This window comes from Streptomyces sp. HNM0645, assembly GCF_030056615.1.
Classification (GTDB): Bacteria; Actinomycetota; Actinomycetes; order Streptomycetales; family Streptomycetaceae; genus Streptomyces; species Streptomyces marianii.
Map to the genome: position 1 here is coordinate 60,373 of NZ_JASHLT010000015.1, position 16,229 is coordinate 76,601.

17 protein-coding genes are annotated in these 16,229 nt (G+C 71.8%); 15 read left to right on the forward strand and 2 right to left on the reverse strand.

Going from position 1 to position 16,229, the window contains the following annotated elements; translation table 11 throughout:
* Positions 1–32 precede the first annotated feature (32 nt).
* The 7 genes from QMZ92_RS12355 (at position 33) to QMZ92_RS12385 (ending at position 6,990) form a co-directional block, all read left to right on the forward strand.
* A complete protein-coding gene (locus QMZ92_RS12355) occupies positions 33–1,037 on the forward strand; it encodes an ABC transporter permease (RefSeq protein ID WP_138053020.1) in 1,005 nt (334 codons plus the stop codon).
* Complete coding sequence (locus QMZ92_RS12360) at positions 1,037–1,999, forward strand: ABC transporter permease (RefSeq protein ID WP_138053019.1); 963 nt, start codon at positions 1,037–1,039, stop codon at positions 1,997–1,999. The genes QMZ92_RS12355 and QMZ92_RS12360 overlap by 1 nt, the downstream gene beginning before the upstream one ends.
* Positions 2,000–2,003: 4 nt before the next feature.
* Complete coding sequence (locus QMZ92_RS12365) at positions 2,004–2,996, forward strand: ABC transporter ATP-binding protein (protein ID WP_138053018.1); 993 nt, start codon at positions 2,004–2,006, stop codon at positions 2,994–2,996.
* Complete coding sequence (locus QMZ92_RS12370; protein ID WP_283297373.1) at positions 2,993–4,357, forward strand: ABC transporter ATP-binding protein; 1,365 nt, start codon at positions 2,993–2,995, stop codon at positions 4,355–4,357. Before QMZ92_RS12365 ends, QMZ92_RS12370 begins: the two co-directional genes overlap by 4 nt.
* Positions 4,358–4,468: 111 nt before the next feature.
* Positions 4,469–5,155: a trimeric intracellular cation channel family protein gene (locus tag QMZ92_RS12375; protein ID WP_283297375.1), complete on the forward strand. Its 687-nt coding sequence runs from the start codon at positions 4,469–4,471 to the stop codon at positions 5,153–5,155.
* 25 nt (positions 5,156–5,180) lie between these two features.
* Positions 5,181–6,044, forward strand: coding sequence for a thioesterase family protein (locus tag QMZ92_RS12380; protein WP_283297377.1), 864 nt, complete (start codon positions 5,181–5,183; stop codon positions 6,042–6,044).
* Positions 6,045–6,495: 451 nt separating this feature from the next.
* Entirely contained in the window at positions 6,496–6,990 is a 495-nt protein-coding gene (locus QMZ92_RS12385) for a hypothetical protein (RefSeq protein WP_283297379.1), read from the forward strand.
* Between the two features lie 89 nt (positions 6,991–7,079).
* Here QMZ92_RS12385 and QMZ92_RS12390 read toward each other — a convergent pair whose 3' ends face one another.
* A complete protein-coding gene (locus QMZ92_RS12390) occupies positions 7,080–7,739 on the reverse strand; it encodes a TetR family transcriptional regulator (RefSeq protein WP_283297384.1) in 660 nt (219 codons plus the stop codon).
* A 146-nt stretch (positions 7,740–7,885) separates the two neighbouring features.
* Here QMZ92_RS12390 and QMZ92_RS12395 point away from each other — a divergent pair, with 146 nt between their 5' ends.
* Genes QMZ92_RS12395 through QMZ92_RS12405 form a run of 3 tightly spaced genes read left to right on the forward strand, consistent with a single transcriptional unit; the run spans position 7,886 to position 9,558 of the window.
* Positions 7,886–8,044: a hypothetical protein gene (locus tag QMZ92_RS12395; RefSeq protein ID WP_283297385.1), complete on the forward strand. Its 159-nt coding sequence runs from the start codon at positions 7,886–7,888 to the stop codon at positions 8,042–8,044.
* Between the two features lie 17 nt (positions 8,045–8,061).
* A complete protein-coding gene (locus QMZ92_RS12400; protein ID WP_138053012.1) occupies positions 8,062–8,334 on the forward strand; it encodes a DUF4190 domain-containing protein in 273 nt (90 codons plus the stop codon).
* A 60-nt stretch (positions 8,335–8,394) separates the two neighbouring features.
* Complete coding sequence (locus QMZ92_RS12405; RefSeq protein ID WP_283297386.1) at positions 8,395–9,558, forward strand: cysteine desulfurase family protein; 1,164 nt, start codon at positions 8,395–8,397, stop codon at positions 9,556–9,558.
* 7 nt (positions 9,559–9,565) lie between these two features.
* Here the strand turns inward: QMZ92_RS12405 and QMZ92_RS12410 are convergent, their stop codons facing one another.
* Positions 9,566–10,285: an N-acetylmuramoyl-L-alanine amidase gene (locus QMZ92_RS12410; protein WP_283297387.1), complete on the reverse strand. Its 720-nt coding sequence runs from the start codon at positions 10,283–10,285 to the stop codon at positions 9,566–9,568.
* An 83-nt stretch (positions 10,286–10,368) separates the two neighbouring features.
* On the opposite strand from QMZ92_RS12410, the gene mnmA reads away from it, so the two are divergent.
* The 5 genes from mnmA to ligA all read left to right on the forward strand — a co-directional run bounded on the left by mnmA (position 10,369) and on the right by ligA (position 16,153).
* Complete coding sequence (mnmA, locus tag QMZ92_RS12415) at positions 10,369–11,496, forward strand: tRNA 2-thiouridine(34) synthase MnmA (RefSeq protein ID WP_283297389.1); 1,128 nt, start codon at positions 10,369–10,371, stop codon at positions 11,494–11,496.
* Between the two features lie 200 nt (positions 11,497–11,696).
* Positions 11,697–12,236, forward strand: a complete 540-nt coding sequence (locus tag QMZ92_RS12420) for an LOG family protein (RefSeq protein WP_283297390.1) — start codon at positions 11,697–11,699, stop codon at positions 12,234–12,236.
* Positions 12,237–12,243: 7 nt separating this feature from the next.
* Positions 12,244–12,942: an SDR family oxidoreductase gene (locus QMZ92_RS12425; protein ID WP_283297598.1), complete on the forward strand. Its 699-nt coding sequence runs from the start codon at positions 12,244–12,246 to the stop codon at positions 12,940–12,942.
* Complete coding sequence (locus QMZ92_RS12430) at positions 12,939–13,934, forward strand: methionine synthase (RefSeq protein WP_283297391.1); 996 nt, start codon at positions 12,939–12,941, stop codon at positions 13,932–13,934. Before QMZ92_RS12425 ends, QMZ92_RS12430 begins: the two co-directional genes overlap by 4 nt.
* A 35-nt stretch (positions 13,935–13,969) precedes the next feature.
* Positions 13,970–16,153, forward strand: a complete 2,184-nt coding sequence (gene ligA / locus QMZ92_RS12435) for an NAD-dependent DNA ligase LigA (RefSeq protein WP_283297392.1) — start codon at positions 13,970–13,972, stop codon at positions 16,151–16,153.
* The last annotated feature ends 76 nt before the right edge of the window (positions 16,154–16,229 follow it).

Genomic DNA, 16,229 nt, shown 5'->3' on the forward strand with positions numbered 1-16,229 from the left:
CGTACAACACACGCAAGAAAGGGGCATGCGGGGTGTTGCGACTCGTCGTACGACGACTGCTACAGCTGGTACCCACCCTGCTCGGCCTGTCGGTTCTGCTCTTCATCTGGCTGAACCGGCTGCCCGGCGGACCCGCCTCAGCGATCCTGGGCGAGCGGGCGACCGAAGCCGAAGTGGCACGCATCAACCGGGCGCTCGGACTCGACCAGCCGCTCTACGTCCAGTACGGACGCTTCCTCAAGCGCATCTTCGAACTCGACCTCGGCACCTCGACACAGACGGGGCAGCCGGTGTGGGACGAGTTCGTCCTCCGCTTCCCGGCGACGGTCGAACTCGGCGTCGCCGCCATGCTGATCGCCGTGGCGGTCGGCATTCCGCTCGGCTACCTGGCCGCCCGCAAGCGCGGCGGCTGGCTCGACGTGGCATCCGTCTCCGGATCGCTCGTAGGTATCTGCATCCCGGTCTTCTTCCTCGCCCTGATCCTCAAGGGCATCTTCGCCGTCAATCTCGGTCTCTTCCCGAGCTACGGCCGGATGGCAACGGGCCTCGACGCGACCAGCGTGACCGGCTTCGCCGTCCTCGACGGCGTCCTCACCGGGGAGTTCGACGCCTCATGGGACGCGATCATGCACCTGGTGCTGCCCGCGCTCGCCCTCTCCTCCATCCCGCTCGCCGTCATCGTGCGCATGACCCGCGCCAGCGTGCTGGAGGTCCTCGGCGAGGACTACGTCCGCACGGCCGAGTCCAAGGGCCTGGAGCGGAAGACCGTCCGCGGCCGCCACATCCTGCGCAACGCGCTGCTGCCCGTGGTCACCACGGTCGGTCTGCTCACCGGAAGCCTGCTGTCGGGCGCCGTGCTCACGGAGTCGGTGTTCTCCTTCGGCGGCATCGGCTCCTTCATCCGGAACGCGATCGACGCCCGTGACTACCCGGTGCTCGTGGGCTTCATCATGTTCATCGCGATGGTGTACGTCCTGATCAACCTGCTGGTGGACCTGGCGTACAGCGTCATCGATCCGAGGGTGCGGGTGCACTGATGAGCCTGGCTGCTACCAAGACATCGAAGATCGACCGGCTCGCGGAACTCACCGCGAAGACCGAGACGTCGAGCGGCGCCAGCCTCTGGCGGGAGGCCTTCCGCCGGCTGCGCTCCAGCAAGATGGCGATCATCGGCGCGATCGTCATCGCCGTGTTCGTCGTGGTCGCGGTCGTGGGTCCGTGGTTCGCCCCGTACACCCCGACGGCCCAGACCTGGCGCGGTGAGGTCTTCCCCAACCAGGGCAGGTTCGTCGGCGCTCGCGGCGAGAACTGGCTCGGCCTGGACCACCTGGGCCGCGACCTGTTCTCCCGCATGCTCGTGGGCTCCCGGCAGACCCTGCTGGTCGGCGTGGTCTCGATGCTCATCGGCCTGACCGTCGGCGCCCTCGTAGGCGCGCTGTCAGGGGCCGCGGCGACGCTCGGAGGCCGCGCGGGACAGCGCCTCGACGACGTCATCATGCGTGTCACCGACATCATGCTGGCGATGCCTTCGCTGCTGCTCGCCGTGTCCGTCGCCGCCGTGATGGGACAGTCGCTGACCACGGTGATGATCGCCGTCGGTGTGGTGCAGATCCCCATCTTCGCCCGGCTGCTGCGCGGTTCGATGCTCGCCCAGGGAGGCAAGGACTACGTGCTGGCCGCGCGGTCCCTCGGCATCCGCAAGCGGCGCATCGTGCTCACCCAGATCATGCCCAACTCGCTGAGCCCGGTGATCGTCCAGGCGACCCTGAGCCTCGCCACCGCCATCATCGAGGCCGCGGCGCTGTCGTACCTGGGCCTCGGCAACCCCGACCCGGCCGTTCCGGAGTGGGGTGTGATGCTCTCGCAGGCGCAGCGCTTCTTCGACAACGCTCCGATGATGTCGATGTACCCGGCGGTCGCCATCATCATCACCGCCCTCGGCTTCACCCTGCTCGGCGAGGCCATGCGCGAAGCCCTCGACCCGAAGCTGCGAGGTTGATGTCATGCCACTGCTCGATGTGGACGAACTCACCGTCACCTTCGGCGGACGCGACCGCAGGGACGTCCAGGCCGTCAACGGGGTCTCCTTCTCCGTGGACGAGGGGCAGGTCGTCGGACTCGTCGGCGAGTCGGGCTGCGGAAAGTCCGTCACCTCGCTCGCCCTGATGGGCCTCCTCCCGCGCAAGGGCGTGACTCTCGGCGGGCGGGCCGACTTCGACGGCGCCGACCTGCTGACGATGAGCCCCGGCAGGATCCGGGACCTGCGCGGCAGCAAGCTTGCGATGATCTTCCAGGACCCGCTGTCCTCCCTGAACCCGGTCATCCCGATCGGCGTCCAGGTGACCGAGATCCTCCGGCGCCACCGCGGCATGAAGGGCGAGGCCGCCCGCAAGGAGGCCGCGCACCTGCTGGACCGCGTCGGCATCCCCGACCCGGACCGGCGGCTGAAGGAGTACCCGCACCAGCTCTCCGGCGGTATGCGGCAGCGCGCGCTGATCGCCATGGCGGTGGCGTGCGCGCCCCGGCTGCTCATCGCCGACGAGCCCACCACCGCGCTCGACGTCACCATCCAGGCGCAGATCCTCGAACTGCTCAAGGAACTCGTCGACCAGGAGGGCACCGCCCTGCTGATGATCACCCATGACCTGGGTGTCGTCGCCGGGCTCTGCGACCAGGTGAACGTGCTGTACGCGGGCAAGGTCGTCGAATCCTCGGGGCGGCGGGAGCTGTTCGCGCACCCGACGCATCCGTACACCCACGGGCTGCTCGGTTCCATCCCGCGGCTCGACGCCCCGCGCGGCGAGCCGCTGAACCCCATCCGCGGGTCCATCAACGACCAGATCGCCTGGGCCGACGGCTGCGCCTTCGCGCCCCGCTGCGACCGCTACGAGATGGGCTGCCTGACCGGCACGCCCCAACTGACCGAACCCCGCGAGGCCGGACACGAGGCCCGCTGCGTCAACCCGGTCCTGGCCACGACGGAGGTCCCGGCATGAGCCTGCTCGAACTCGACGGAGTGAAGGTCCACTTCCCCGTCAAGAAGGGCATCCTCTTCGACCGCACGGTCGGGCACGTCTACGCCGTGGACGGCATCTCGCTGTCCGTCGAAGCCGGCCAGACGTACGGGCTCGTCGGCGAGTCCGGCTGCGGCAAGACCACGCTCGGGCGCGCGGTGCTGCGGCTCGTCGACGTCACGGACGGCAAGGTCGTCCTCGACGGCACGGACGTGGCGAAGCTGTCCGAGAAGCAGCTGCGCGGCTTCCGCCGCCGGCTCCAGATGGTGTTCCAGGACCCGCTGGGCAGCCTCAACCCCCGGCAGAACATCGAGTCGATCCTGTCGGAGGGCATGGCCGCGCACGGCATCGGCGCGAACGACAAGGAGCGCCGGGAGAAGATCAAGGAGATCCTGGCCAGGGTCGGTCTCCCGGGCAACGCCCTCTCCCGCTACCCGCACGAGTTCTCCGGCGGCCAGCGCCAGCGGATCGGCATCGCACGGGCCCTCGTCCTGGAGCCGGACGTGATCATCTGCGACGAGCCGGTCTCGGCACTGGACGTCTCCATCCAGGCACAGGTCATCAACCTGCTGGAGGAGCTCCAGGAGTCGATGGGCCTGACGTATCTCGTCATCGCCCACGACCTCGCCGTCGTCCGGCACATCTCCGACGTCATCGGGGTCATGTACCTCGGTTCACTGGTGGAGGAGGCCCCGAGCGACGCGCTGTACGAGGAGCCGAAGCACCCGTACACCAGGGCGCTGATGTCGGCGGTGCCGGTGCCGGACCCGGAGGTCGAGGACCGCCGCGAGCGCATTCTGCTGCTGGGGGACCTGCCGTCCCCCGCGAACCCGCCCGCGGGCTGCCGCTTCCACACGCGCTGCCCGTGGAAGCAGGACACGCTGTGCGCCACCGAGCGGCCCGAGCTCAAGGACCTCGGGGGCGGCCACAAGGTGGCGTGCCACTTCGCGGCCGAGATCGCGGCGGGCGAGATCGCCCGAACCTCGGGCGAGGTCGTCCCGGCGGTCCGTGAGGGCGTCGAGGACGTCGACCCGGAGGGCGTCGCCACCTCGGGGTCGGTGGCCGAGGCCCATGACGACGCGGCCGACGCGGCGCACACGGCCGAGGCAGGCGAGATCGCCGTGCCTTCGCCGCGTGGCGAGAACGCAGACGCCGTCGCCGACGCCGCGGAGGCGTCCGGGGCGGCCGAGGTTCCCGAGGCGCCCGCCGGTGCGGCCGACGCCGATGCCGCCGAGGCGTCCGACGGCGGGCCCGGCAAGCTCGACAAGGACGGGCCCGTCAAGCTCGACAAGGCGGACGAGGCTTCCGAAGGGAAGGCCTCGGAGGCTCCCGCGGGCAAGTAGCGGCACGTCCACCGGGGCGCGGGCCGTCGGCCCGCGCCCCGGTTCCGTTTCTCGGGGTGCCCGGGCCGGCGCCCGTCCGGGCGTCCGCTCGGAGGCGGGCACAATTGGGCGGTGCTCCAGGAACTGTTCACCCCCTCCGTCCAACACGCCCTCGACCTCGCCGGCATCTTCGTCTTCGCCATCTCCGGCGCCCTGCTCGCCGTGCGGAAGAACTTCGACGTCTTCGGCATCGCGGTGCTCGCCGAGGTCACCGCACTGGGCGGCGGGCTGTTCCGCGATCTCGTCATCGGCGCCGTTCCCCCCGCCGCGTTCACGGACCTCGGGTACTTCTTGATGCCGCTCGTGGCGGCGGTGCTGGTCTTCTTCCTCCACCCCGAGGTCGAGCGGATCCAGGGCTCGGTCAACGTCTTCGACGCCGCCGGGCTGGGCCTGTTCGCCGTCACCGGCACGACCAAGGCGTACGAGTACGGCCTCGGCCTGACCGCCTCCGCGACGCTCGGGCTCGCGACGGCGGTCGGCGGCGGTGTACTGCGTGACGTCCTCGCGAACGAGGTGCCGTCGCTGCTGCGCTGGGACCGCGATCTGTACGCCGTTCCCGCGATCGTGGGCGCCACGATGGTCGTCCTCTTCATCCGCTTCGAGATGCTCAACGGGCTGACCAGCGGGCTTGCCGTCGTGACGGCCTTCCTCATGCGCCTGCTGGCGATGCGGTTCCACTGGCGGGCGCCGCGAGCCTGGAACCGTAGGTCGAGTGCGACCGAGCCCGGGAACGAGGGTTTCGGCAAAGCTACCGCTTAGTAGTTATCTGTTGTACGGTTCGGGCATGGCACAGGTGGCACAGGCAACCATCGGTGACAGCGAGTTCGACCGCGACACCGCTGTCACCCTCCGGGACTCCGGCGTACCCGGCGTCTACGACGCGGAGATCTCCGAGGGCTGGATGATCATCACCGCCGTCAACGGCGGCTATCTGCTGGCGCTGCTCGGGCGCGCCCTCGGGGAGGCCCTCCCGCACCCCGACCCGTTCACGGTCTCGGCGCACTACCTCAGCCCCTCCGCGCCCGGACCTGCGGTGATCCGCACCGAGACGATCCGCACCGGACGCACGCTCTCCACCGGCCAGGCCTCCCTCCTCCAGTACGCGGAGGACGGTACCGAGGTCGAGCGCATCCGCGTGCTCGCCACCTACGGCGACCTGGACGCACTGCCCGGCGACGTCCGGACGACCGCCCAGCCTCCGGCCATCCCGGCCTACCAGGACTGCCTCGGCCCGAGCGACGGTCCGGCGCCCGCCATCCCGGGCTCCTCGGCCATCACCGAGCGGCTGACCATCAAGCTCGACCCCGCCACCGTCGGTTGGGCGGTCGGGGCACCCTCGGGCAGAGGGGAGATGCGGGGCTGGTTCGGACTCGCCGACGGTCGCGACGCCGACCCGCTCTCGCTGCTGCTCACGGTCGACGCGCTCCCGCCGACCTCGTTCGAGCTGGGCCTCAAGGGCTGGACGCCGACCGTCGAGCTCACCACCCACATCCGCTGCCGCCCGGCACCGGGGCCGCTCCGCGTCTCCATCACCACCCGCAACCTCGCGGGCGGTTTCCTGGAGGAGGACGCCGAGGTCTGGGACAGCGCGGACCGGCTGGTCGCCCAGTCCCGCCAGCTGGCGAAGGCACCGCTCTCGCACGGCTGATCCGCCGTTCGCCGGCCGGGGCCGGCCGGGTGGCCTCCTGCCGTCCCCGCCGTCCCCGCCGTCCCCGCCGTCCCCGCCGTCCCCGCCGCCCCCGCCGTCCCCGCCGTCCCCGCCGTCCCCGCCGTCCCCGACCACGGCCGTCGTCCTCGTCCGGCTCCCGCCGTTCTCGATCACGGCCGTCGTCCTCGTCCGGCTCCCGCCGTCCCGCCCCGCCCCGCTGCCGTCGTCCTCGGCCGCAGGTGCGCGGTCGAGGGGCCGCCTCCCGCACCCGGGCGGGTGGCCGGGGAGTGTCGGTGCTCCGGGACGGCTCCGCGGGCATGGGACGCTCGCCCACGCCGGGGCGTGGTGCGTGACCGGACGGTCCGCTTCCGCGGAACCGGTTCCGGTCGCACCGGGAGCGGTCCCGGCGCGGTCCCGGCCACCGTGTGGCCGCCCCTTCGCAGGAGGCCGGATGGATGTCAGCACGTTCTACGCCCTGTTCGCCGCCACCTGCTTCACGCTCGTCGGCCTCTGGTGGAACGTGGTGCAGGGCCACGGCGACTGGATGCGCCGGCCGGCGCTGCGCCGCGTCGTCGGGGGGATCTATCTCTCGTTCCTGCTGCCGGCGTTGATGGGGCTGTTCGCCCAGGTCGGCGGAGATGCCACCCCGGGGATCTGGCGTGCGAGCTTCGCCCTGCTCGCCGTGATCGGGTGTGTGTGCACGCTCCGGCTCCTCGCCCTCGGGCGCAGGGACGGCTCGTCCCCGTTCCTGGCCGTGATCATGGGGGCCGCGGCGCTGTTCTACGTCCTGATCGCGGTGGTGGGGACGGTGCCCGAGAGCGCGGGTGCGATCGGTCTCGCGCCGATCCAGGCGGAGGCGGTGCTGCTGATCCTGCTCGTGGTCCTGGGGCACGGCCTCGTGTGGCGCTTCATGGTGGGGGAGGGGCGCCCGGCCGAGGACGAGTAGGGTGCGCCTGCCGCGAGCCCGGCTGAGGGCCCCCGCCGCCGCGGCCGGGCGGGGGCGACCGCTCGGAGGGGCGCGCCGTGGCCGGTGTCTCAGCGCCCGGTGGCGCGTTCCGCCCAGTGGAGGCGGCCGAGCGACACCAGCCGGAGCCGGTCGCGGGCGGTGCGGGCGACCTGTTCCTCGCCGGGCCCCTCGGGGGTGCCGGACCCGCCGGCCTCCTGGGCCGCGAGGAAGGCCGAGGCCGTCATCACCATGTGCTCCACGTACACGCCCGCCAGCATGCGCAGATCCTCCTCGCTCCAGCCCGCCGACACCGGCTCGCGCCCGAGCGCCGCCGCCACCTCCTCGGTGAAGGCGTCGAGTTGGGCGGCGATCGCCGCGCGCACCGGCCCGACGCCGCCGTGCCGCTCACGGGCGATGAAGCGGAAGTGGGCCGGCTGCTCTTGGACGTGACGGGCGATGAGGTCCACGGTCCGCGCGATCCGCACCTCGGCGTCACCGGTCTCCGCGAGAATCGCCCCGATCAGCCCGTGCAGACTGCCCAGTGTCTCCTCGACCAGGGCCACACCGAGCTCCGCCACATCCGCGAAGTGCCGGTAGAACGCCGTCGGCGCCACGCCCACCGCCCGTGTCAGCTCGCGCAGTCCGAGACTGCTCAGGCTCTGGTGCTCCAGTAGCCGCAGCGCGGCGTCCAGCAGTGCCTGACGGGTCTTCAGCTTCTGGGCCCGGCGGATGCCGACGGTGTGACTCATGGCATTCAGTAAACAGCTGTTCTCTGGCATGCGAAAGTCTAGACTGGGTAGTCAGTAAACAGTCGTACTCTGAGTTCTGTGCCGCACCGCGGGCCGATCTCCGGGGCGACTCCGAGAGTGCTTCACCGAAAGGAAGGTCGAGGAAGATGATCGCCCTCGTCGCCGCGGTCGCCTTACTGGGCGTCGTCCTGGGCGCCGTGGCCCACATCCCGCTGCTCGTGTCCACCGCGGCCGCCGCCGTCATCGGCGTCTGGCTGCTCGTGTTCGCCGCGCGTGAGCGCCACGCGCGCCGGGCCGTCCGCTGATCAGAGGAGGGACCACCGTGGAACTCACCTCACCCGCCCGCCGGTTCACCGGCACGCGCGACGCCGACGGCATGGCCGTCGCGTCGTTCGTCCTCGGACTGGTCGGGCTGCTCGTGATGAACATCGTGCTCGGCCCCGTCGCCGTCGTCCTCGCGGGCCTCGCGCTGTGGCGCGGAACCGCCCGGCGCGGACGGGCCCTGCTGGGGCTGGCGCTCGGCGTCGCCGACCTCTTCGTCCTCGCCGTGCTCGTCGTGGGCGACGGCGTCGTCGTCTGGAGTCCGGTCGGCTGACCCGTCCGGGCCCCCGGGGCGCGAGGCGGGCTCCGGGCGGCTCGTAGAATCGTGTCCACCATGGCTTACCTCGACCACGCCGCGACCACTCCGATGCTTCCGGAGGCGATCGAGGCGATGACCGCCCAGCTCGCCGTCACCGGCAACGCCTCGTCGTTGCACGCAGCGGGCCGCAGGGCCCGCCGTACCGTCGAGGAGGCCCGCGAGGCCCTCGCCGAGGCGCTCGGGGCGCGCCCCAGCGAGGTCGTCCTCACCTCCGGCGGCACCGAGGCGGACAACCTGGCCGTCAAGGGCCTCTACTGGGCCCGCCGCGCCGACGACCCGCGCCGCACCCGCGTACTCGCCAGTCCGGTCGAGCACCACGCCGTCCTCGACGCCGTGCACTGGCTCGCCGAGCACGAGGGCGCGAACGTCGAATACCTTCCGGTCGACGGCCACGGCCGGGTGCATCCGGAGGCGTTCCGGGAAGCCCTCGAACGTGAACCCTCGGACGTGGCGCTCGCCACCGTCATGTGGGCCAACAACGAGATCGGCACCGTCATGCCGGTCCGCCGACTCGCCGACATCGCCGCCGAGTTCGGTGTGCCGCTGCACTCCGACGCGGTGCAGGCCGTCGGGCAGCTCGACGTCGACTTCGCCGCCTCCGGCCTGGCCGCGATGACCGTCAGCGGCCACAAGGTCGGCGGCCCCTACGGCATCGGCGCGCTGCTGCTGGGCCGCGAGCACACGCCAGTGCCCGTGCTGCACGGCGGCGGCCAGGAACGCCACGTGCGCTCCGGGACGCTGGACGTCCCCGCCGTCGCCGCCTTCGCGGTGGCCGGCCGGATCGCCACCGAGCGCCGCGAGGACTTCGCCCGCGAGATCGGCGGCCTGCGCGACCGGCTCGTCGGCGCCGTCCTCGACGCCGTGCCCGACGCGATCCTCGGGGGCGACCCGGCCGGCCGGCTCCCGGCCAACGCCCACTTCACGTTCCCCGGCTGCGAGGGCGACTCGCTGCTGCTGCTCCTGGACGCCCAGGGCATCGAGTGCTCCACCGGCTCGGCCTGCACGGCGGGCGTCGCCCAGCCCAGCCACGTCCTCCTCGCCACCGGCACCGATCCGGACCTGGCCCGCGGCACGCTCCGCTTCAGCCTCGGCCACACCTCCACCGAGGAGGACGTCGAAGCCGTCGCCAAGGCGATCGGACCCGCCGTGGAGCGTGCCCGCACGGCGGGGCTCAGCTAGTGCCGCGTCAGGCGACGTTCGCCCCGTCGCGGCGAACGCCGCCTGACGCGGCACCCGCCGTCGTCGTACCGGGCGACGGCCGGGCGGCCAGTGCCTGCCGCACCATCGGCAGGTACCGGTCCCAGTCCCAGTGCGGGCCCGGGTCCGTGTGGTCGGTCCCCGGCACCTCGACGTGGCCGATGATGTGCTCCCGGTCCACGGGGATCCCGTACCGGGCGCATATGCCGGCCGTCAGCCGTGCCGACGAGGCGTACATCGCGTCCGTGAAGTCCTCGGGGCGGTCAACGTAGCCCTCGTGCTCGATGCCGATGCTCCGTTCGTTCACCTTCCGGTTGCCCGCGTGGAAGGCGACGTCGAGCTCGCGGATCATCTGCGCGACCCGCCCGTCCTTGCCCACCACGTAGTGCGCGGCGGCGCCGTGCCCGGGGTCCTTGAACACCCTCAGGGCCGTCCGGTAGCTGCCCTGGACGACGTGGATCACGACCCGGTCGATCGTGTAGTCGTCGGGCCGGTCGGCCCGACGCCAGTTCGCCCGGGAGGCCGCCGTCCACACCGCGCCCGCGTGGTCCAGCTCCCCCTCCACCCGCTTCTTCTCCATGCCGGGCAGCCGCCACCACAGCCGCCTCAGCTCGTCCTGGGCCACCACGCCCGCCCCGACCAGCGCGGCCCCGCCACCGATCAGCACGGCCCGCCTGGCGACGCCGCGCTGTGCCTTCCTGCCGCCCATGCCACCCCTCCTCGCACCCGATCACCTCCCGAACGTCCACTCGCGGGCATTCGGTTCCCGGCGCCCCGTACCCTGATAGGGCTATGACTGAGACACGCCAGCGTCCCCTCCGCGTCCTCGCCGCCATGTCCGGCGGCGTGGACTCAGCCGTCGCCGCCGCACGGGCCGCCGAAGCGGGCCACGACGTGACCGGAGTGCATCTGGCGCTCTCGGCGAACCCGCAGTCGTTCCGCACCGGCGCGCGCGGCTGCTGCACCATTGAGGACTCCCGCGACGCCCGCCGCGCCGCGGACGTCATCGGCATCCCCTTCTACGTCTGGGACCTCGCCGAGCGGTTCCGCGAGGACGTGGTGGAGGACTTCGTCGCGGAGTACGAGGCGGGCCGCACCCCCAACCCCTGCCTGCGCTGCAACGAGAAGATCAAGTTCGCGGCCCTGCTCGACAAGGCGCTGGCCCTGGGATTCGACGCCGTGTGCACGGGCCATTACGCGACCGTGGTCGTGCGCGAGGACGGCGGCCGTGAACTGCACCGCGCCAGCGACACGGCCAAGGACCAGTCCTATGTGCTCGGCGTGCTCGACGAGCGGCAGCTCGCCCACGCGATGTTCCCGCTGGGCGACACCCTCACCACCAAGGACGAGATCCGCGCGGAGGCCGAGCGGCGCGGACTGGCCGTGGCCAAGAAGCCCGACAGCCACGACATCTGCTTCATCGCCGACGGCGACACCCAGGGCTTCCTCGCCGGGCGGCTCGGCCGGGCCGAGGGAGACATCGTCGACGAGTCCGGCACCAAGCTGGGCACCCACGACGGCGCCTACGGCTTCACCATCGGCCAGCGCAAGGGCCTGCGCATCGGCCACCCCGCGCCCGACGGCAAGCCGCGCTACGTCCTGGACATCTCGCCGGTGAGCAACACGGTCACCGTCGGCCCGGCCGAGGCCCTGGAGGTCTCCGCGCTCACCGCGGTCAAGCCCCGCTGGTGCGGCACGGCGCCCGCCGGCCCCGGCACGTACACGGCGCAGCTGCGCGCCCACGGCGGCGAGACGGAGGTCTCGGCCGAGCTGGTGGACGGCGAGCTGCGGGTGGCGTTCACGGAGCCCGTGCGCGGGGTCGCCCCCGGCCAGGCGATCGTGCTGTACGACGGCACGCGCGTGGTCGGATCGGCGACGATCGCGGCCACGACGCGTCGGCAGAGCTCCGTCACCGCCTGAGGACACCGCGTCCGGCGCACCGGGCCGCCGGGGCCCGGCTCCGGAGGGGACAGGCACGGACGAGCGCGCACCGCGCCGGCGAAGGACCCGGAGGGCCCGGCGCCGCGGACTCCTCGTCGTACGAGGGCGGTTCCCGGCCGTTTCCTCACGGCCTCCGACCGCGCGGGCCGGGTGCCGGCGGCGGCCCGTACCGTGAGCCCATGAACATCTGCGTCTTCCTCTCCGCCGCCGACCTCGACGACCGCTACACGGGCCCCGCCCGCGAGTTCGCCGAGCTGCTCGGCAAGGGCGGGCACACGCTGGTGTGGGGCGGCTCCGACGTCGGTCTGATGAAGGTCGTCGCGGACGGGGTGCACGAGGCCGGCGGCCGTCTGATCGGGGTCTCGGTGGAGTTCCTGCAGGACAAGGCCAGGCCGATCGCCGACGAGATGCTCGTCGCACGGGACCTCGCCGAGCGGAAGGCGCTGCTCCTGGCCAGGTCCGACGCGGTCGTGATCATGGTGGGAGGCACGGGCACGCTGGACGAGGCGACGGAGATCCTGGAGCTGAAGAAGCACGGTCACACGGCGAAGCCGGTGGTGCTGCTCAACACGGCGGGGTTCTACGACGGGCTGAAGCAGCAGTTCCAGCGCATGGACGACGAGGGCTTCCTGCCGGTGCCCCTCACCGACCTCGTCTTCTTCGCCGAGGACGCGGTCGGCGCCCTCGCCCACCTCGAGGAAGGCGCCGGGGTGCAGTGATGCGAGCATTGCCGGTATGGCTACACATCTGATCACCGGAGCGGGCTCCGGCATCGGCGCGGCCGTCGCGCGCCGGCTGCACGAGCGCGGCGACGACCTCGTGCTGCTGGCCCGGGACGCCGGTCGCGCCCGGGAACTGGTCCAGGCCTACCCCGGCTCCCGCACCCTCGTCGGCGACCTCGCCACACCCGACCGGCTGTCCTGGGCCCTCTCGCACCAGACGCTGCCCGAGCGCGTCGACTCGCTGCTGCACATCGCGGGCGTCGTGGACCTCGGCCGGGTCGCCGACCTCACGCCGAAGACCTGGCAGGCCCAGCTCAACGTGAACCTGGTCAGCCCGGCGGAGCTCACCCGGCTGATGCTTCCCCAACTGCGCGTCTCCCGGGGCAAGGTGATCTTCGTCAACTCGGGCGCCGGGCTCAACGCCCACGCGGAGTGGGGCGCGTACGCCGCCTCCAAGCACGGTCTCAAGGCGCTGGCCGACGCGCTGCGCCACGAGGAGCGGGAACACGGCGTCCGGGTCACGTCGGTGTACCCCGGCCGCACCGCGAGCCCCATGCAGGCGAAGGTGCACCAGCAGGAGGGCAAGGAGTACGACCCGTCGCGGTGGATCGACCCCGAGTCGGTCGCGACGACGATCCTCGCCGCCCTCGATCTCCCGCGCGACGCCGACATCCACGACCTCACCGTCCGGCCGGGGCGATGAGCGACGTCGTGTGGGGCCCCGCCACCGGGGTCGGCTCCCTGCCCGGCGGGGACGCGCGCGAGGCCGCGAAGACCGTGACCGGATCCTTCGAGGACTTTCCGCATCTGCCCGAACTGCCCGCCCGCGGCCCCGGCGCCGACATGATCGGCCGGACCGCGGGACTCCTCGTGGAGTTGTACGCGCACGTGGAGCCGAGCGGCTGGCGGATGAGCGACCGGCCCGGCCGGGACACCCGGCGGGCCAGGTCGTGGCTCGGTGAGGACCTGGACGCGCTGGAGGAGTTCACCCAGGGCTACGAGGGCCCGCTCAAGGTCCAGGCCGTCGGACCCTGGACGCTCGCGGCCGCGCTGGAGCTCAGGAACGGTGAGGCGGCCCTCGCCGACCCCGGCGCCTGCCGGGATCTCGCGGACTCGCTCGCCGAAGGCATCCGCGGTCATCTCGCCGAGGTGCGGCGACGCGTGCCCGGCGCCCGGCCGGTGCTGCAGCTCGACGAGCCGTCCCTCACGGCCGTGTTGCGCGGCCTGGTGAGGACCGCCAGCGGATACCGGACCCATCGCGCCGTGGACCGGCAGCTCGCCGAGAGCACGCTGCGGGAGGTCGTCGACGCGGCAGGTGTGCCGGTGGTCGTGCACTCCTGCGCTCCGGAGGTGCCGTTCGCCCTGCTGCGCCGGGCCGGAGCCGCCGGGATCTCGTTCGATTTCGCGCTGCTCACCGAACGTGACGAGGAGTCGATCGGGGAGGCCGTCGAGAGCGGCACGAAGCTCTTCGCGGGAGTCGTGCCCCCGACCGACGGCCCATTGTCCGACCCTGCCGGTAGCGTCATGGGTGTCAGGACGCTGTGGCGCAGGCTGGGGCTGAATCCGGGGACTCTCGCCGAGTCCGTCGTGGTCACCCCGTCGTGCGGGCTCGCGGGCGCTTCGCCCGGCTATGCCCGTGCCGCTCTGGCGCACAGCGTCCGGGCGGCGAGATCGCTCGCGGACAACCCTGAGTGATGGACTGAGGGCTGAGGTAACGGGAGGACGTGACGGTGGCTGTCGAACAGCAGGGGCCGGTGCCGGCGGAGGCGCGGGACGAGCATGCCCGGCTGGCCGAGCAGATCGAGGAGCACCGCTTCCGGTACTACGTGAAGGACCAGCCGGTCGTCAGCGACGCCGAGTTCGACCGGCTGATGCGGTCGCTGGAGGTGCTGGAGGAGCGGTACCCGGAGCTGCGCACGCCCGACTCGCCGACCCAGAAGGTCTCGGTGGCGTACGAGACGGAGTTCACGGCGGTCGAGCACCGCGAGCGGATGCTCTCCCTCGACAACGCCTTCGACGAGGCGGAGCTCGCCGCCTGGGCGGACCGGGTCGCCAGGGAGGTCGGTACCTCCGCGCACCACTTCCTGTGCGAGCTCAAGGTCGACGGCCTGGCCGTCAACCTGACGTACGAGAAGGGCCGGCTGGTCCGGGCCGCGACCCGGGGTGACGGCCGCACCGGCGAGGACATCACCCCCAACGTCCGGACGATCGGGGACATTCCGGTCCGCCTGAAGGGTGAGCGCGTACCCGATCTGGTGGAGATCCGGGGCGAGGTCTACTTCCCGATGGAGGCCTTCGAGGAGCTCAACGCCCGCCGGGTCGCGGCCGGTGAGCAGCCCTACGCCAACCCCCGCAACTCGGCTTCGGGTTCGCTGCGCCAGAAGGACCCCAAGGTCACGGCGACCCTGCCGCTCCACATGGTGGTGCACGGCATCGGCGCGCGTGAGGGCCTGGAGATCGGCCGGCTCTCGGAGGCGTACGAGCTGCTGCACGAGTGGGGCCTGCCGACCGCCCGGCACTACAAGGTGGTGGGCTCCCTCGAAGAGGTCCGGGAGTTCGTCGCGTACTACGGCGAGCACCGCCACTCCGTGGAGCACGAGATCGACGGAGTGGTCGTCAAGCTGGACGAGATCCCGCTCCAGGGGCGGCTGGGCTCGACGTCGCGGGCGCCCCGCTGGGCGATCGCCTGGAAGTACCCGCCGGAGGAGGTCAACACCAAGCTGGTCGACATCCGCGTCGGTGTGGGCCGAACCGGCCGGGTCACCCCGTACGCCCAGGTGGAGCCGGTGACGGTCGCGGGTTCCGAGGTCGAGTTCGCGACGCTGCACAACCAGGACGTGGTGAAGGCCAAGGGCGTTCTGATCGGCGACACCGTCGTGCTGCGCAAGGCGGGCGACGTCATCCCGGAGATCCTCGGTCCGGTCGTCGACCTGCGGGACGGCACCGAGCGCGAGTTCGTGATGCCGTCCGAGTGCCCCGAGTGCGGCACGCCCCTGCGGCCGATGAAGGAGGGTGACGTCGATCTGCGCTGCCCCAACGCCCGTAGCTGCCCGGCTCAGTTGCGCGAACGACTGTTCTATCTCGCCGGCCGCAAGTCGCTGGACGTCGAGGCGTTCGGCTATGTGGCGGCGGCGGCCCTGACGAAGCCGCTGGAGCCCGCCGAGCCGCCCCTGGCCGACGAGGGCGACCTGTTCGACCTGACGGTCGAACAGTTGTTGCCCATCAAGGCGTATGTGCTGGACCAGGACAGCGGACTGCCCAAGCGCGACCCGAAGACCGGCGAGGAGAAGATCGTCACGGTCTTCGCCAATCAGCAGGGCGAGCCGAAGAAGAACACGTTGGCCATGCTGGAGAACATCGCGGCCGCCAAGGGGCGCCCGCTGGCTCGCATCCTCACCGGCCTCTCCATTCGCCATGTGGGCCCCGTCGCCGCCGAGGAGCTGGCCCGTGAGTTCCGTTCGATCGAGCGGATCGAGCAGGCGTCACAGGAGGAACTGGCGGCCGTCGAGGGTGTCGGGCCGACCATCGCCGCCTCGGTGAAGCAGTGGTTCGAGGAGGACTGGCACCGCGAGATCCTCCGCAAGTGGCGTGCCGCGGGCGTCCGGATGGAGGAGGAGGGCTCCGGTGAGGACGAGGGGCCGCGTCCGCTCGAAGGCCTCACGGTCGTCGTCACCGGAACACTCGAGAGCTACACGAGAGATGGCGCAAAGGATGCGCTCCAGAGCCGTGGAGCGAAAGTGACGGGTTCCGTTTCGAAGAAGACCTCGTTCGTTGTCGTGGGTGACAACCCCGGATCGAAGTACGACAAGGCCATGCAGCTGAAGGTGCCCGTACTGGACGAGGACGGCTTCGCGGTCCTTCTCGAACAGGGGCCGGAAGCGGCCCGCGAGGCGTCCGCGCCGGTCGAGGAATAGTACGGCTGTGCGGGCGTCAACTCCCCGCCAGGATCACTCGTTCGGCGCATATCAGCTGGATAAGGGTGGCCGGGTC